This is a genomic window from Allobosea sp. GW821-FHT09G06 (assembly GCF_059416005.1).
The window spans coordinates 231,168-246,188 of sequence record NZ_JBWKOI010000005.1; the positions used below are offsets into that span (position 1 = coordinate 231,168).

Here is a 15,021-nt window from a genome sequence, read left to right on the forward strand (position 1 = left end):
AGTGCCCGCACCATAGTCGAGGCGATGCAAAAGCCTAGAGGCTAGCCTGGCTTATCCGCGCGAAGCGGCTCCGGGCTAGAGCAATTCCGCAATTCTCCGAATAGTGGAATTGCTCCAGGTCTTTGTTTTAACACGTTTTCTTTCCGCGAGCCGGTGTCCGCTTCGCTCGAAAATGCTCTAGTTACGGAAGCCGATCAGCACGCCATCGGCGCCGAGCTGGAGCTGGAGCCCCTGGCGGCGGGTGGCGAGCTTGAGCGTCACACCCTTGTCGTTGCGCAGCCATGTCGTGCCGCGGCCGGCCGCGCCCACGGCCCAGCCTTCCTTGAGCTGGACATAAGGTCCGGCAAAGTCGGAGACGCGGCGCAGGCCATAGACCGTGCCCGAGGCGACCGAGCGCGAGGCGCCGATCGAGCCGATGCCGAGGCCGCCGACCGTGATCGGGTAGGAGCGGCCCTGGTAGCGCAAGGTCCCGCCACCCGCCTCGCCGGAGGCGATGAAGCCGGCCTGGACCTGCTCGAGGCGCACGGTCCCCGTCGAGGGGCCGAGCGAGCGCTGTTGCGCCATGGCCGGCGAAGCCAGCATCAGAACGGCGGCGATGGTGGTGGCTGTCTGCCTGATCGTGATCATATCCTGCTCCTTGCGCCGAATTGGCGGCGTCGCGGCATCAACCCGCGAAACGCGGATTCGATCCCGCGGCATGAGCGGGATCGCAGGATTGCCATATCCCCGCCGGTCGCGAGGCGCGGCAGAGGGCCGGTCAGCTGCCGCCCTTCTCGTTGCGCAGGGCGTTGGCAACCTGGTCGACGAGACGGCGCGGGTCGGGGTGGCCGTCATATTCGATGACGCCGACATTCAGGCTGTTCTGAAGCACCGTCTGGCCGTCGATCGAGAAATGAGTCGCCGCGTAGCTCTCGACGATGCTGCGGGCAAACACCGCCGCCTCCCTTGCATCGGTCCCGACGCGAATGATCAGGAAGGTCTCCCGGCCCATGCTGAAAACCGTATCGCTCGACCGCGCCGCGTTGAGCAGCATGGCCGCCGTCTGCTGGACGACCGTGTCGGCACCGCCTTCGCCGAGGCGCGCCCGCAGGCCGTCGAACTGCGAGATCTCGAGCATGATCATCGAGAAGGGCCGGCTCGTCCGCCGCCGCAAGGCGACCTCGCGGGAGATCGCGGCCCGGAGATAGCGCCGGTTCAGCAGGCGCGACAGCGGGTCCCGGGCGCTGCCCACGTCGAAGGAATGGCTGAACAGGACGCTCAGGAGATTGTTGATCTGGCTGACGATCTGCCTGATCTCCCGGAGATGGCCCTGGCTGCGGGCCGCCTCACCACTGTCACGCAATTGCCGGGCATGCTCGTCGGCCTCGGCGACGAGAAGGGCGATCGACGCATATTCGGCGGAGCGGCCGAACAGCAGGTTCGCCCGGTGGGAGAACCACAGGCCGAACTCGGACCGGCTCAACGGCAACGAGCCATCGGCTTCGCCAACGATATGCGAGCCGAAGAAGACGGCCTGCGCCCATTCGGCGAGCGAGGCCTTCTGCTTCTCCCGCTCGGCGCGGAAGTCGTGATCGATCGAGACCTGGCGCAGCGCTTCCTCTGCCCGCAGGTTGCGGTCGAGCCCGCTGATATGGGCGGCGGCGATTGCGGCAGCTGCGACATCGATGACCCCGGAGACGTAAAGCGCCGCCTGGACGAACTCGTCGCGGGACAGCCGCGTGTGCTTGAGGCTGTTGTAGATGCCGCGCTTGAGCACCCGCGCCGCGAGCATGCTCAGCGCCGTCGGAATCTGGATGCGGGCATGGGTCGATCCGATTTCGGACTGGCGCATGAGGAAGGCCGTCGCGTCGATCGCATCCTTCGGAAAGACATCGACGAGCCATTGCGACAGGGCCCCCCGAAACCGACCGGCGATGGCATCGTCGTCGAACAGGGCCTGGACCCGCGCATGGCGAGCGAGATCCAGCCAGAGATCGTCCACCAACTCCACCGCGAAGTGCTTGACGGTACTTGCCACCATAGCGCGCACTAACGGCGGAACATTACCGCTCAAAGTTGAAATCTCAACCTTCAGTTGCGTGAAATCTTCGTCTTCCCAGAGCGCTGCGCTCAGCATTTCACCTTATCCGGCAGAATAGATGCTCCTGATGACGACGATCGATAGTATCTTATAGTTATCAAACGACAACAAAACTATGTCCAGCGCGTTAATATGGCGTTTACACCTCTTAACACGTTAACTCGCCGCTGCCGCCATCTCCCAGAAAGCGCTCATGGTTCCCAGAATAACGGCCTCAAATCCGCAAAAATCCTCGATGATTCGTTAATCTCAACCCGGGTGTTCACCTTGGTTAAGAAACCGTTGATCACCTGATTTGACGCGCCGGCTCGTTATTTAACTTGGCCAGAGCTTTTCTGCCCTACGTCGCATCGCGTCAGGGACGAACAATGGCCTTCAACCTCTTCAGCAGTGACAACGCTTCCGCACAGATCGATGCGATCCATCGGTCTCAGGCGGTGATCGAGTTCGACACCCAAGGCAAGATCCTCTTCGCCAATGCCAATTTCCTTGCGGCAACCGGTTACCAGCTGGCGGAGATCACCGGGCGCCAGCATGCGATCTTCCTGCCTCGGAACCTGGCGGAAGCGCCCGACTACAAGGCCTTCTGGAACGCGCTGCGCCAGGGAGAGCCGCAGGAGGGCCAGTTCCTGCGCATCGGCAAGGACGGCGCGCCGCTCTGGTTGCAGGCGATCTATGCGCCGGTGCTGGGGCGCGGCGGCAAGCCGGTCAAGATCGTGAAATTCGCGACCGACATCACGGCGCAGAAGGCCGAGATCGCCAATTCCGAGGCGCAGATCGCTGCGATCCGCAAATCGCAGGCCGTCATCGAGTTCGCCCTCGACGGCACCATCCTCGACGCCAACGAGAACTTCCTGGCCGCCGTCGGCTATCGCCTCGACGAGATCAAGGGCCAGCATCACCGACTGTTCGTCGCCGCGGAACAGAACGGCTCGGAGGATTACAAGCGCTTCTGGGCGAAGCTCGGCCGCGGCGAATACGATGAAGGCCAGTATCTGCGGATCGGCAAGGACGGGCGCCGGATCTGGATCCAGGCCACCTACAATCCGATCCTCGACTCGGCCGGGCAGCCGTTCAAGGTGGTGAAATTCGCGTCCGACATCACGGACCGCCGCCGCGAGCAGGAAGCCCTCCAGCGCGCGGTCGCGGAAACGCAGCAGGTCGTCGCGGCAGCCAAGCAGAAGAACCTCAATCCGCGCATCGAGATGACCGGCAAGGCCGGAGACCTGCGCAATCTCTGCGAGGGCGTGAACGCGCTGATCGAAACGCTGTGCGAGGTCGTCACCACGACGGCCGACATCTCGGACACGCTCGCCAGGGGCTCATCCGCGATCAACCGGGACAGCCGCAACCTCGCGCAGCGGACCGAGGAGCAGGCAAGCAGCCTTGAGGAGACGGCAGCGACGACCGAGGAGCTCGCCGCATCGGTGAAGCAGAGCGCGGCACGGGCGCAGGATGCGACCGTCCTCGGCGAGACGGCCAATGCCATCGCCAATCGGCGGTGACATCGTGACCGCGGCCATCGCCGCGATGGAGCGCATCGAGCGCGCCTCCGCCAATATCGCCGAGATCATCAACGTCATCGACACGATCGCCTTCCAGACCAATCTGCTGGCGCTCAACGCAGCCGTCGAGGCGGCGCGAGCCGGTGAGGCGGGCCGCGGCTTCGCCGTCGTGGCCTCGGAGGTGCGGGCCCTGGCGCAGCGCTCCAGCGATTCGGCCAACGACATCAAGAAGCTGATCACGGACTCGGCCGAGGAGGTCTCGGCCGGCGTGAAGCTGGTCCAGGAAGCCGGCACCGCGCTGACCGAGATCGTGCAGTCGTCGCGACAGGTCTCCGACGCGCTGGCGGATATCTCGACCGCCTCGCACGAGCAGGCGAACGGGATCGAGGAGGTCGCCAAGGTCGTCGCCCATCTCGACGAGATGACGCAGCAGAACGCCACGATGGTCGAGCAGAGTCACGGGATCGCCGGCACGCTGGAGGATTCGGCCAAGCGCCTCCAGACGCTCGTCACCTCGTTCCAGATCCCGCTGGACCGGCTGAGCGACAGGGCCGGTGCGGTCGCCTTCACGCGGCCGGCCCCGGAGGATGCCGAACCGGCCCCCACCGCTCCCGCCCGGCTGCAGCGCAAGGTTCTGCGCGCGATGAACGGCGGCCACGGCGACTGGTCGGAGTTCTGACCTCCGCCGCCGAGCCCTATTCCCTTCGATCAAGGAGCATGCCGCGACGCCACGATAGCGACGGCATGCCCCCGGCCATGACGAGACCCATGCCATGAAGCAAGATGACCTCAGCACCTGCATCGCCGGGCTGGCCAGCGCCCAAATCAGCCTGTTCGGCATCCTGTTCAAGCATCTGGAGAACCGACTCGGCAGCGAGATCAGGCGCGACTTCGTCGATGAACTCGGCCGGATCATCGACATTGCCGAGCAGAGCGGCCAGCCGATCCAGCCCTTCCAGCGCATCATCTTCGAGCATATCGCCGACTGGCTGAAATCACCGGAGCGCGGCTGGACGCCGATCGTGATCGACGGCGCGAAAGCCGCGCAGGCCATGGCGAGTGCGGCCGCGCCCTCGCCCGCAGGCCACGGCACGACAACAAGCTGAATTTTCGAAGAGGTTTGGAGCGGGCGATCGGGATCGAACCGACGACATTCAGCTTGGGAAGCTGACGTTCTACCACTGAACTACGCCCGCATGCCCTTCACGCTGGCGAAGCAACGCGCGGCAGGCCCGCGTTCATAGCGGGTCCGGGCCCAGGTGTCATCCGGGAATCGCAGGCGATCGCGGGAAGACGGAGCGGGTATCCGCTCAGCCCTTGAAGTGCTTGGAGAGCTTCAGGGCCTGGCCCTGATAGTTCGACTTGAGATCGGCGCCGTAGAGCGCTTCCGGCCTCGCCGCCATCGTCTCATAAACCAGGCGCCCGACGATCTGACCGTCCTCGATGATGAAGGGCACGTCGCGGGAGCGGACCTCGAGCACGGCCCGGGCGCCCTGGCCACCGGCGGCGCGATGGCCGAAGCCGGGATCGAAGAAGCCGGCATAATGGACGCGGAACTCACCGACCAGCGCGTCGAAGGGCGTCATCTCGGCAGCATAGTCCGGCGGGACATGCACCGCTTCCTTCGAAGCGAGAATGTAGAACTGGCCGGGATCGAGGATCATGCTGCCCGAGCCGTCATTGTGGATCGGCTCCCAGAAATCAGCGGGCCGGTAGGCGCCGACGCGGTCGACATCGATCAGCGCCGTGTGATGCTTGCCGCGATAGCCGAGCAGGCCGTCGAAGCCGGAGAGATCGACGCTGACGGCAACACCGCCCTGGAAGGAGGGCTCGGCCGCGCTGACCAGCGTCTCGCGCTGATGGATCTCGCCGAGCGCGCGGTCATCGAGGCGGGTCTCACCCGCGCGGAAGCGGATCTGCGAGAGGCGCGAGCCGGAGCGGACCAGCACCGGGAAGGTGCGCGGCGAGATCTCGATGAAGAGCGGGCCTTCATAGCCGTCCTCGACCAGATCGAACTCGCGGGCGCGGTCGGTGATGACGCGGGTGAAAACGTCGAGCCGGCCGGTCGAGCTCTTCGGATTGGCGGCGGCGCGCAGGCCCTTGGGCAGGCGCAAGCCTTCCATCAGTTCGGCGATATAGACGCAGTCCGTCTCCAGAACCGCGCCCTGCGTCAGGTCGATCTCATGGAGCGAGAGATCGTCGATCCGGCTGCGAACGGTGCGCTCCGGACCGGGCAGGAACGAGGCGCGGACGCGGTAGGCCCGCGCACCCAGGCGCAGATCGAGGCTCGCCGGCTGGATCTGCCCTTCGGCCGGCGGCCGGGCGAGCGTGATCGCACCGGCCTCGATGAAGGCGCGGATGGAGCTGTCGGGCTGGATGCCAGGCTTGAAGGTCAGCATGCGCGTTCCGCAGGGGACAATCGGTCATAGCTAACGAACGAGGCCTCCAAGGCCAAGCATGGCGAATGCCGGGCATGCGCGGCCCATAGGGTTGTCCACGCCAGAATCGCCGCACCGCCGCATTGACGCTGGCGCCGGCCGGCCGGTAACACATCAGCAGCGGCGAAGCCGCGACCGGCCAAGGCGGAGCCTTCGATGTATCAGGCCCAGACGCATGGCGTGCGTGTGACCGCGGCGCCGAGTTTCATGGATGCGGAATCCTCGCATGCGCAGGGCCGCTACTTCTGGGCCTATGCGATCGAGATCGTGAACCTCTCGACGCAGACCGTGCAATTGATGACCCGTCACTGGTTCATCACCGACGGGCGCGGCGAGGTGCATGAAGTCCGCGGCGAGGGCGTGGTCGGCAAGCAGCCGGTGCTGCGGCCGGGCGAGAGCTTCAACTACACCTCGGGCTGCCCGCTGACGACGCCTGACGGCTCGATGCACGGTTTCTACGCCATGCAGGACGAGAACGGCACGATCTTCGATGTCGAAGTGCCGCTCTTCCCGCTCGATTCCCCCTATGTGAAGAAGGTTCTGCATTGACCGCCTCCGCTCAAGCCGGGCAGCGCTATACGCCGCTCGAGATGCTCGCCCGCCTCGTCGCCTTCGATACGGTGAGCGACAAGTCCAACCTGGCCCTGCTCGATTTCGTCGAGGATTACCTCACCGGCTGGGGCGTCTCCTCCGTCCGTTTCCCGAATGAGACCGGCGACAAGGCCGCCCTGTTCGCGACCGTCGGCCCGCAGGATCGCGGCGGCATCGTGCTCTCCGGCCATACCGATGTCGTGCCGGTGGCGGGACAGGCCTGGAGCCGCGACCCGTTCACGCTGCATGTCGAGGATGGCAAGGCCTATGGCCGCGGTGCCGTCGACATGAAGGCTTTTCTGGCACTCGGACTGGCGCTTGTGCCGGATTTTCTGGCGGCGAACCTGAAGACGCCGATCCATCTCTTCCTGTCCTATGACGAGGAAGTCACCTGCCTCGGCGTCGTCGACGGCATCGCTGCCATGGGCAAGACCCTGCCGCGGCCGCGCGCCGTCATCGTCGGCGAGCCGACCATGCTCGACATCTGCGACGCCCATAAGGGCGTGCGGACCTTCCAGACCGTGGTGAAGGGCTTCGCGGCGCATTCCTCCAAGCCGCAGCTCGGCGCCAGCGCCGTCCATGCCGGGGCTCTGCTCGCCGCAGAGCTCGACCATATGGCGGAGGATGCCAAGCAGCGGCCGGACAAGAGCGGCCGCTTCGACCCGCCCTATGACACCGTCCATATCGGCACCTTCCATGGCGGCATCGCCCGCAACATCCTGGCCGATCGCAGCGAGATCCTCTGGGAAATCCGGACGGTGCCGAGCTCCGATCCGGAGGCCGGCCCGGCCCGCTTCGCGAAGGTGGCCGACAAGGTGCTGGCGCGGATGCGCTCGACCGCGCCGAGTTCGGCCATAGAGACGCAGATGACCTCGGACGTGCCGGGACTGGCGCCCGATCCGGGCTCGGAGGCCGAGCGGCTCGCCATGCGGCTCTCCGGCCGCAACCATACGATCGCCGTCGCCTTTGCGACCGAAGCCGGGCATTTCCAGCAGGCGGGACTTCCGACCGTGGTCTGCGGCCCCGGCTCGATCGATCAGGCGCACCAGCCGGACGAATACATCACGCTGGAGCAACTGGCGGCCGGCGAGGCCTTCATGCGCAAGCTGATGGCGGAGTGCCAGGCGGGGTAAAGCGCGTCATGCTCGGGCTTGACCCGAGCATCTCGTGACGAGGAAGCTTCCCGCGCTTTTCCTGCATGAGATTCTCGGGTCGCCGGTTCGCGGCGCCCGAGAATGACGAAGGCTCTATTCCGAATCCGCCGAGAGCCCGTCCTCGACCTCGGCCGGATCGAACGAGTAGCGCCGCGAGCAGAACTCGCAGGTGACGCCGAGCTTGCCGTCATCGGCGATCATCGCCTTGCGATCCTCGGGCGCGAAGCCGCGCAGCATCGAGAGCACGCGCTCGCGTGAGCAGCGGCAGGCCTCGTGCACGGTGACCGGCTCGAAGACGCGGGCGCCGCGCTCGTGGAACAGGCGATAGAGCAACCGCTCGCTCTCCAGCGTCGGATCGAGCAGCTCATGGTCCTCGACCGTCTCGACCAGCGAGCGCGCCTCCGCCCAGGCATCGTCGGCGATGCCGTCCGGATCGGCATTGGCGAGAATCTCGTGGCCTTCCGGCACGTCGCCGGGATGGATGTCGGCGGCGCGCAGGCGATCCGGCGAATGCGGCATGAACTGCACGAGGATGCCGCCGGCACGCCATTGCGGCCGCCCGCCTGTCGTGACGGTGCCGACGCCGAGGCGGACCCGCGTCGGGATCTGCTCGGACTGGCGGAAATACTGGTGCGCGACCTCTTCCAGGCTCTGGCGCTTCAGCGGCACGATGCCCTGGTAGCGCGTCGTGGCCGAGCCCTGATCGACGGTCATGGCGAGATGGCCCTCGCCGAGCAATTCACCCGTCGAGACCTTGTCGAGCGCGATCGCCTCGACGAGCTTGGCCTCGTCGATATGGGCAACGGCGCGGAAATTATCCGGCGCGTTGAAGTCGACGACCATCATCGGTATGGCGCCGTCGCTCTTGGTCTGGAGCTGGAAACGGCCCTCGAATTTCAGCGCCGTGCCGAGCAGGACGGTGAGCGCAGCGGCTTCGCCGAGCACCCGCGAGACGGGCTCGGGATAGCCGTGGCGATCGAGGATCGTGTCGATCGACGCGCCCAGCCGCACGACGCGGCCGCGCACGTCGAGATCGGGCACGGCGAAGGGGATGACCCGATCGTCGAGCCCGGCGGTGCCGATGCTGTCGTCCACGGCCATCAGGCCGCCACTCCGCCGAAGCACCAGGCCAGGATGCCCTTCTGCGCATGCAGGCGGTTCTCGGCCTCGTCGAAGACGGCCGATTGCGGACCGTCCATGATCGCGTCCGTGACCTCTTCGCCGCGCGAGGCCGGCAGGCAGTGCATGAAGATCGCGTCCTTCTCGGCGCGCTCCATCAGCCGGTCGTCGACCTGATAAGGCCGCAGCAGGTTGTGACGGGTGCCTTCATCGTCGTCGCCCATCGAGACCCAGCAATCGGTGATGACGCAATCGGCACCCTCGACCGCTTCCTCGGGACGGTGGGTCAGCTTGATCCGGGCGCCCTGCTTCTTGGCCCAGGCGATCAGGGCCGGCGGCGGCGCGAGCTCCTCGGGTGTCGCGACGGACAACTCGAAATCGAGCCGGCCGGCAGCGTGGACCCAGGAGGTCAGCACGTTGTTGGTATCGCCGGTCCAGGCGATGCGCTTGCCCTCGATCGCGCCCTTGCGCTGCTCGAAGGTCATGACATCGGCCATGACCTGGCAGGGATGCTGGCGCTTGGTCAGGCCGTTGATCACCGGGACGGTGGCGTGTTTCGCCATCTCCACCAGCGAGTCGTGGTCAAGGATGCGGATCATGATCGCGTCGACATAGCGCGAGAGCACGCGGGCGGTGTCCGCGATAGTCTCGCGCTCGCCGAGCTCGATCTCATGGCCGGCGACCATCATCGGCGATCCCCCGAGTTCGCGGATGCCGACATCGAAGGAAACGCGCGTGCGCAGGCTCGGCTGCTCGAAGATGGTCGCGACGACCTTGCCCTCGAGCAGGCGGTCACCCACGGCTGCGGGAGTGCGGCGTCGCGCCTTGATCTCCTCGCCCGTGCGCAGGATCGCGCGCAGCTCGCTGCCGGAGAAATCGGAGAGATCGAGGAAATGGCGCGTCACGGGCGCTTCCTTCGCTTCGCTGGTGGGGTCTGAGGGTGAACTTATTCAGCAGCCGGGCGCTTCAGCGCGGCTTCGATCGCGCCCGCCGTCTTGTCGAGGCGCGAAACGGCCTCCGCCACATCGGCCTCGGTGATGATCAGCGGCGGCAGCAGGCGCACGACATTGTCGCCGGCGCCGACGACGAGCAGGCCGTGAGCCCGCGCCTCGTTGACGAAGTCGGTGTTGAGCGTGTGCAGCTTGAGGCCGAGCATCAGGCCCTCGCCGCGAATCTCGGCGATGACCTCCGGGTGCTTGTCCTTGAGCTCGGCCAGCGACTGCTTGAGCCGGAGCGCGATCTGGTTGACGCGATCGATGAAGCCGGGCGCCAGCACGACGTCGAGCACGGCATTGCCGACCGCCATGGCGAGCGGATTGCCGCCGAAGGTCGTGCCATGGGTGCCGAGCGTCATGCCGGAAGCGGCCTCTTCGGTCGCGAGGCAGGCGCCCATCGGGAAGCCGCCGCCGATGCCCTTGGCGATCGACATGATGTCGGGCGCAACGCCGTATTGCTCATGGGCGAAGAACTTGCCGGTACGGCCGACGCCGGTCTGGATCTCGTCGAAGATCAGCATCAGGCCCTGCTCGTCGCAGAGCTCACGCAGCAGCTTGAGGAAGCGGGCCGGCACGGAGCGCAGGCCGCCCTCGCCCTGGATCGGCTCGATCATCAGCGCGGCGGTTTCAGGCGTGATCGCGGCGCGCAGCGCCTTCTCGTCGTCGAAGGGCACCTGGTCGAAGCCGTCGACCTTGGGGCCGAAGCCGTCGATATATTTCTGCTGGCCGCCGGCGGCGATGGTCGCCAGCGTCCGGCCGTGGAAGGCACCCTCGAAGGTGATGATGCGGTAGCGCTCGGGATGGCCCTTCGCGGCATGGTACTTCCGCGCCATCTTGATGGCGCACTCGTTCGCCTCGGCGCCCGAATTGGTGAAGAAGACGCGCTCGGCGAAGGTCGCCTCGCAGAGGCGGCGGGCCAGCCGCTCGCCATCCGGCGCGCCATAGAGGTTCGAGGTGTGCCAGATCTTGCCGGCCTGCTCGGTCAGCGTCTTGACGAGATGCGGATGGGCGTGGCCGAGCGCATTGACCGCGATGCCGGCGCCGAAATCGAGATAGCGCGTGCCGTCGACCGTGATCGCCCAAGGGCCTTCGCCGCGCTCGAAGGCGACGGGCGCACGGGCATAGGTCGGGACAAGCACGGACTGGCTGGCGGAAACAGGGGCGGGAGCCATGAGACGAAGATCCTCGCGAGGGGGGACGGGTGAGAAACGGATTGGCGCTGAACGGAGAACGACGATCCGGGATGGATGCTGCAGGCATGCAGCCACGATAAGACCCGGTGACGACGTTATCGTCGCACCCAGCTCCTGATCTCTCGTCGCGCCGTCATCCGCATCGTCGGGACCTTGATCCGTCAAACATAAGCGCCGCCCGATCGGGGGCGGCGTCACCTTGTGGATAAATATGCTTAAGGCGGTCGCGGCTGTCAATTCAATGCCGCAGGGACAGTGTTGCCGAAAGGATTCGCTTGACCGCTCAATCGCGAATCGTCTGGGGAAAAGCCGAATTGGGATTCGCCGACTCTTGTTCGCGAGTCACCGCAGCTTGTATGGTCGGCTTCGTCAGATACGACATTTCGTGCGGCGCCTCCTGTACCGTCTGTTGCGGCAGCAACGGCCTTGTCCCTGCGACAAAGCCGCCGGTCCCGGATTCCGTCACGAAGCGCCCTTAAAGGCGGGACCCGCGAGGGGCCGGCCGGACAAGACAGGTGATGCGGATGAACGAAGCCGGAGCATGGACGGAAGAGCGCGTCGAGCAGCTCAAGAAGCTCTGGAGCGACGGGCTGAGCGCCAGCCAGATCGCCGCCGAGCTGGGCAATGTCACGCGCAACGCGGTGATCGGCAAGGTCCACCGCCTCGGCCTTTCGGGCCGGGCCAAGAGCGCGGCGCAGCCCGTCGCGCCGCGTAACAACGCCCCGCGCAAGGCGCCGGCCCGCTCGCCGAGCCACCCGATGGCCGGAGCAGCCTCCACCCTGACGCGCGGCGCCCATGCGCTGGCGCCCGAATTCGCCCCCGAGGCGGAGATCGAGGTGGAAGCCGCCCCACTGCCGTCCGAGGACGTGGTGATCCCGTTCTCGGAACGCGTCACCATCATGGACCTGCGCGAGTATATGTGCCGCTGGCCGATGGGCGACCCGACGACCCCCGAGTTCCGCTTCTGCGGCGCGCGCTCGCAGACCGGCCTGCCCTATTGCAGCCACCACGCCCGCATCGCCTACCAGCCCGCCGCCGATCGCCGGCGCGACCGGAGCAAGGTCCGGGCCTGAGAACAGGTCAGTATCCGGCTTCCTTCTGATGCCGGACGGCAAGGATGGTCACGACATCCCCCTCAAAGCGATAGCGGGCGATATAGCCGCTATCGCCAAAGTCGATCAGCCATTCGCGGTATAGTTCAGGCAGATCCTCGACCAGACGGCCCATCTGAGGATGTGCGCCCAACGCACGTAAGCCCGAAACGATTGATTCACCTGCGCGTCTGGCCGCCGAGGAGCTCTTGGGCCGCAGGAAGGCGCGGAGCCGTTCGAGATCGCGGATCGCCGCCGGCGAGAAGATCACCCGCGGCATGCAGGCGCTGGCAGCTCGTCTTCAGTTCCCCAGCTCGACAGCCATTTTTCGACATCTTCGGCCGAGGCATGCAAGCCGGTCGCCTGGAATTCTTCCCACGCCTTGAGCGTGTCCTGCCGCAAAGCCTCGCGCTTTTCCTCGCGCTCGACATATTCCACGATCGCCTCGCGCATGATCCAATGCGAGGTGCGACGACGCGCCGTGGCCAGGTTCTGCACGCGGCCTTTCAACTCGTCGTCGAGCTTGATGGAGGTGACCGCCGCCATGTCAGCGCTCTCCTAAGAGGTAATACCTGACACTACCATAGCGCTTTTGCCTGCAGGCGTCACGCTCCTCACAATCTCCGCTTCTTCTCCAGCGAGCGGCTCCAGCGCGAGAGCGCGAAGCAGATCAGCCAGTAGATCGCACCCGAGAAGACATAGGCCTCCATGTTCATGCCGACCCAGTTGGGATCGGCGAGCGAAGCCTGGGCGATGCCGAGCAGGTCGAGGATCGAGACGACCAGCACCAGCGTCGTGTTCTTGATCAGCGCGATGAACTCGTTGGTCATCGCCGGCAGCGAGATGCGCAGCGCCTGCGGCAGGACGATCAGGCCGGTCGCCTTCCAGTAGGTGAGGCCGAGCGCGGTCGCCGCTTCGCGCTGGCCCTTGGGCAGGGCCTGCAGGCCGCCGCGCACCGCTTCCGCCATGTAGGCGGCGATGACGAAGCCGAGACCTATGACGGCGCGCGCCAGACGGTCGATGCCGATGCCGCCGGGCAGGATCAGCGGCAGCAGCAGAGACGCCAGGAAGATCACCGCGATGATCGGCACGCCGCGCCAGAACTCGATGAAGATGACGCTGATCAGACGAATGATCCTGAGTTCCGACTGCCGGCCGAGCGCGAAGAGGATGCCGAGTGGGATCGCGATCAGGCTCGAATAGATCGAGATGAACAGGGTCAGCGTCAGCCCGCCCCATTCGCGCGTCTCGACATGACGCAAGCCGAAACCGCCGGAGAGCAGCCAGATGCCGAGCGGCGGCAGGACGACCAATAGTGCCAGCGCGAGCTTCAGCTTGAAGCGCTGCGGCGCGAAAACCACCGAAAGCACGCCGGCCAGGACGAGAAGCCCGGCGATATCGACGCGCCAGCGCTGGTCGACCGGATAGAGCCCGTACATGAACTGGCCGAAACGGGCGCGGATGAAGACCCAGCAGGCCCCGCCGGGGGCGCAATCGGCGCGCGTCGAGCCGATCCAGGTCGCATCGATCACGGCCCAGCGGATCAGCGGTATCGCGATCCAGGCGATCAGCGCGACCAGCACCACCGAGGTGAAGCCGGTGAAGGGCGTGCCGAACAGGCGCTCGCGCCAGATCGAGAGGGAGGAGGTGCGGGTCATCGCGTCACCAGGGCGATGCGGGCGTTGTACCAGTTCATCAGCGCCGAAACGGCAAGACCGATGACGAGGTAGACCGCGAGTGTCATGGCGATGATCTCGATCGCCTGGCCGGTATTGTTGAGCGCCGAGCCCATGAACAGGCTGACCACATCGGGATAGGCGATGGCCGCACCGAAGGACGAGTTCTTGAGCACGTTGAGATACTGGTTGGTCAGCGGCGGGGTCATGACGCGCAAGGCTTGCGGAATGACGACGAGGCTTAAGGTTCGGCCGGGACGCAGGCCCAGCGCCGATGCGGCCTCGCTCTGGCCCTTCGCCACGGATTCGATGCCGCCGCGCACGATCTCGGCGATGAAGCCTGCGGTATAGGTGACGAGCGCCGCGAGCAGCGCGACGAATTCAGGAATGACGACGAAGCCGCCGCGATAATTGAAGCCGCGCAGCACGGGGATGTCCCAGCGCGTGGCGAGGCTCGCCCAGGCGATGGCGAGCGCCGGGACGACCACGATCAGGCCGATGCCGATGGCGAGCAATGGCGCATCCTGGCCGGTGCGGTCCTTGCGGCGGCGCGCCCAGGCGCTGGCCAGCCAGTAGCCGAGCCAGGAGACGAGGATCGCCAGCGCCGCCCAGCGGAAATTGCCGGGCGCATCCGGCAGCGGGATGGTGAGGCCGCGATTGTTGAGGAAGGCGACGCCGAACAGGCCGATGCTCTGGCGCGGCTGCGGCAGGGCGGCGATGACGCCGAAATACCAGAACAGCACGAAGAACAGCAGCGGGATGTTCCGGACGAACTCGATATAGGCACCGGCGATGGTCGACAGCAGCCAATGCGAGGACAGGCGTGCGATGCCCAGTGCGAAGCCGAGCAGCGTCGCCAGCGCGATCGCGATCACCGTCACCAGCATGGTGTCGGCGACGCCGACCCAGAACAGGGCGAAGATGTCGTCGGACTGCGTGTAGCCGGTCAGGACGAAGGGCACCTCGATGCCCGATGTCCGCCAGAGGAAGTCGAAGCCCGAGGCGATGCCGGCCTTGACCATGTTCTCCGAGGCATTCCGCACGAAGAACACGGTGAGGCCGACAAGCAGCAGGATCAGGGCGATCTGGTAGAACCAGTCGCGGACGCGCTTGTCGTTGATGACGGATAGGAAGCTGCTCACGACCACCTCGATCGAGGTTCGCGGACGTCATTCCCGG

The 15,021-nt window shown here is 66.0% G+C and carries 16 protein-coding genes and 1 tRNA gene; 6 read left to right on the forward strand and 11 right to left on the reverse strand.

The genetic code is table 11. The annotated features are described in order from the left end of the window. Positions 1-177: 177 nt before the first annotated feature. Both AC07NY_RS22615 and AC07NY_RS22620 read right to left on the reverse strand, forming a co-directional pair. Positions 178-627, reverse strand: a complete 450-nt coding sequence (locus tag AC07NY_RS22615) for a hypothetical protein (protein ID WP_492287042.1) — start codon at positions 625-627, stop codon at positions 178-180. 130 nt (positions 628-757) lie between these two features. Continuing rightward, entirely contained in the window at positions 758-2,020 is a 1,263-nt protein-coding gene (locus AC07NY_RS22620; RefSeq protein ID WP_494585681.1) for a GGDEF domain-containing protein, read from the reverse strand. Between the two features lie 428 nt (positions 2,021-2,448). Here AC07NY_RS22620 and AC07NY_RS22625 point away from each other — a divergent pair, with 428 nt between their 5' ends. The 3 genes from AC07NY_RS22625 to AC07NY_RS22635 all read left to right on the forward strand — a co-directional run bounded on the left by AC07NY_RS22625 (position 2,449) and on the right by AC07NY_RS22635 (position 4,691). Beyond that, entirely contained in the window at positions 2,449-3,585 is a 1,137-nt protein-coding gene (locus AC07NY_RS22625; RefSeq protein ID WP_494585682.1) for a PAS domain-containing protein, read from the forward strand. A gap of 4 nt (positions 3,586-3,589) precedes the next feature. Next, on the forward strand, positions 3,590-4,264 hold the full coding sequence (locus AC07NY_RS22630; protein WP_494585683.1) for a methyl-accepting chemotaxis protein: 675 nt from the start codon (positions 3,590-3,592) through the stop codon (positions 4,262-4,264). A 94-nt stretch (positions 4,265-4,358) separates the two neighbouring features. Continuing rightward, complete coding sequence (locus AC07NY_RS22635; protein ID WP_494585684.1) at positions 4,359-4,691, forward strand: hypothetical protein; 333 nt, start codon at positions 4,359-4,361, stop codon at positions 4,689-4,691. 15 nt (positions 4,692-4,706) lie between these two features. On the opposite strand, the gene AC07NY_RS22640 is transcribed toward AC07NY_RS22635, so the two are convergent. Next, positions 4,707-4,781 (reverse strand) — tRNA-Gly (locus AC07NY_RS22640). A gap of 114 nt (positions 4,782-4,895) precedes the next feature. Then, a complete protein-coding gene (locus AC07NY_RS22645; protein WP_492287046.1) occupies positions 4,896-5,984 on the reverse strand; it encodes a 2'-deoxycytidine 5'-triphosphate deaminase in 1,089 nt (362 codons plus the stop codon). A 195-nt stretch (positions 5,985-6,179) separates the two neighbouring features. Between AC07NY_RS22645 and apaG the strand changes: the two genes are divergently transcribed. Both apaG and argE read left to right on the forward strand, forming a co-directional pair. Then, positions 6,180-6,572, forward strand: coding sequence for a Co2+/Mg2+ efflux facilitator ApaG/CorD (gene apaG / locus AC07NY_RS22650; RefSeq protein WP_257733099.1), 393 nt, complete (start codon positions 6,180-6,182; stop codon positions 6,570-6,572). Then, positions 6,569-7,747 carry an acetylornithine deacetylase gene (gene argE, locus AC07NY_RS22655; RefSeq protein WP_494585685.1) on the forward strand — a complete coding sequence of 393 codons (1,179 nt, stop codon included), beginning with the start codon at positions 6,569-6,571 and terminating at the stop codon, positions 7,745-7,747. The genes apaG and argE overlap by 4 nt, the downstream gene beginning before the upstream one ends. Before the next feature lie 114 nt (positions 7,748-7,861). Here the strand turns inward: argE and AC07NY_RS22660 are convergent, their stop codons facing one another. The 3 genes from AC07NY_RS22660 to AC07NY_RS22670 are packed head-to-tail and all read right to left on the reverse strand — an operon-like array spanning position 7,862 to position 11,054. After that, positions 7,862-8,869 carry an Hsp33 family molecular chaperone gene (locus AC07NY_RS22660; RefSeq protein ID WP_494585686.1) on the reverse strand — a complete coding sequence of 336 codons (1,008 nt, stop codon included), beginning with the start codon at positions 8,867-8,869 and terminating at the stop codon, positions 7,862-7,864. After that, positions 8,869-9,792: an ornithine carbamoyltransferase gene (gene argF, locus AC07NY_RS22665; protein WP_492287049.1), complete on the reverse strand. Its 924-nt coding sequence runs from the start codon at positions 9,790-9,792 to the stop codon at positions 8,869-8,871. Before argF ends, AC07NY_RS22660 begins: the two co-directional genes overlap by 1 nt. A 41-nt stretch (positions 9,793-9,833) precedes the next feature. Further along, entirely contained in the window at positions 9,834-11,054 is a 1,221-nt protein-coding gene (locus AC07NY_RS22670) for an aspartate aminotransferase family protein (RefSeq protein ID WP_494585687.1), read from the reverse strand. A gap of 545 nt (positions 11,055-11,599) precedes the next feature. On the opposite strand from AC07NY_RS22670, the gene AC07NY_RS22675 reads away from it, so the two are divergent. Continuing rightward, entirely contained in the window at positions 11,600-12,148 is a 549-nt protein-coding gene (locus tag AC07NY_RS22675; RefSeq protein ID WP_494585688.1) for a GcrA family cell cycle regulator, read from the forward strand. A 7-nt stretch (positions 12,149-12,155) separates the two neighbouring features. On the opposite strand, the gene AC07NY_RS22680 is transcribed toward AC07NY_RS22675, so the two are convergent. From AC07NY_RS22680 to AC07NY_RS22695, 4 genes are all read right to left on the reverse strand, one after another. Beyond that, positions 12,156-12,446 (reverse strand): type II toxin-antitoxin system RelE/ParE family toxin, encoded by a 291-nt coding sequence (locus AC07NY_RS22680; RefSeq protein ID WP_494585689.1) that lies wholly within the window; start codon positions 12,444-12,446, stop codon positions 12,156-12,158. After that, positions 12,434-12,712 carry a CopG family ribbon-helix-helix protein gene (locus AC07NY_RS22685; RefSeq protein ID WP_494585690.1) on the reverse strand — a complete coding sequence of 93 codons (279 nt, stop codon included), beginning with the start codon at positions 12,710-12,712 and terminating at the stop codon, positions 12,434-12,436. The genes AC07NY_RS22680 and AC07NY_RS22685 overlap by 13 nt, the downstream gene beginning before the upstream one ends. 68 nt (positions 12,713-12,780) lie before the next feature. Beyond that, entirely contained in the window at positions 12,781-13,824 is a 1,044-nt protein-coding gene (locus AC07NY_RS22690; RefSeq protein WP_494585691.1) for an amino acid ABC transporter permease, read from the reverse strand. Beyond that, complete coding sequence (locus AC07NY_RS22695; protein ID WP_494585692.1) at positions 13,821-14,984, reverse strand: amino acid ABC transporter permease; 1,164 nt, start codon at positions 14,982-14,984, stop codon at positions 13,821-13,823. Before AC07NY_RS22695 ends, AC07NY_RS22690 begins: the two co-directional genes overlap by 4 nt. Between the last annotated feature and the right edge of the window lie 37 nt (positions 14,985-15,021).

Coding starts and splice junctions, on each gene's coding strand:
- AC07NY_RS22670 (WP_494585687.1), bottom strand. CDS start 11,054: ATGGCTCCCGCCCCTGTTTCCGCCAGCCAGTCCGTGCTTGTCCCGACC.
- AC07NY_RS22675 (WP_494585688.1), top strand. CDS start 11,600: ATGAACGAAGCCGGAGCATGGACGGAAGAGCGCGTCGAGCAGCTCAAG.
- AC07NY_RS22645 (WP_492287046.1), bottom strand. CDS start 5,984: ATGCTGACCTTCAAGCCTGGCATCCAGCCCGACAGCTCCATCCGCGCC.
- AC07NY_RS22690 (WP_494585691.1), bottom strand. CDS start 13,824: ATGACCCGCACCTCCTCCCTCTCGATCTGGCGCGAGCGCCTGTTCGGC.
- AC07NY_RS22615 (WP_492287042.1), bottom strand. CDS start 627: ATGATCACGATCAGGCAGACAGCCACCACCATCGCCGCCGTTCTGATG.
- apaG (WP_257733099.1), top strand. CDS start 6,180: ATGTATCAGGCCCAGACGCATGGCGTGCGTGTGACCGCGGCGCCGAGT.
- AC07NY_RS22625 (WP_494585682.1), top strand. CDS start 2,449: ATGGCCTTCAACCTCTTCAGCAGTGACAACGCTTCCGCACAGATCGAT.
- AC07NY_RS22620 (WP_494585681.1), bottom strand. CDS start 2,020: ATGGTGGCAAGTACCGTCAAGCACTTCGCGGTGGAGTTGGTGGACGAT.
- AC07NY_RS22635 (WP_494585684.1), top strand. CDS start 4,359: ATGAAGCAAGATGACCTCAGCACCTGCATCGCCGGGCTGGCCAGCGCC.
- AC07NY_RS22680 (WP_494585689.1), bottom strand. CDS start 12,446: ATGCCGCGGGTGATCTTCTCGCCGGCGGCGATCCGCGATCTCGAACGG.
- AC07NY_RS22660 (WP_494585686.1), bottom strand. CDS start 8,869: ATGGCCGTGGACGACAGCATCGGCACCGCCGGGCTCGACGATCGGGTC.
- AC07NY_RS22685 (WP_494585690.1), bottom strand. CDS start 12,712: ATGGCGGCGGTCACCTCCATCAAGCTCGACGACGAGTTGAAAGGCCGC.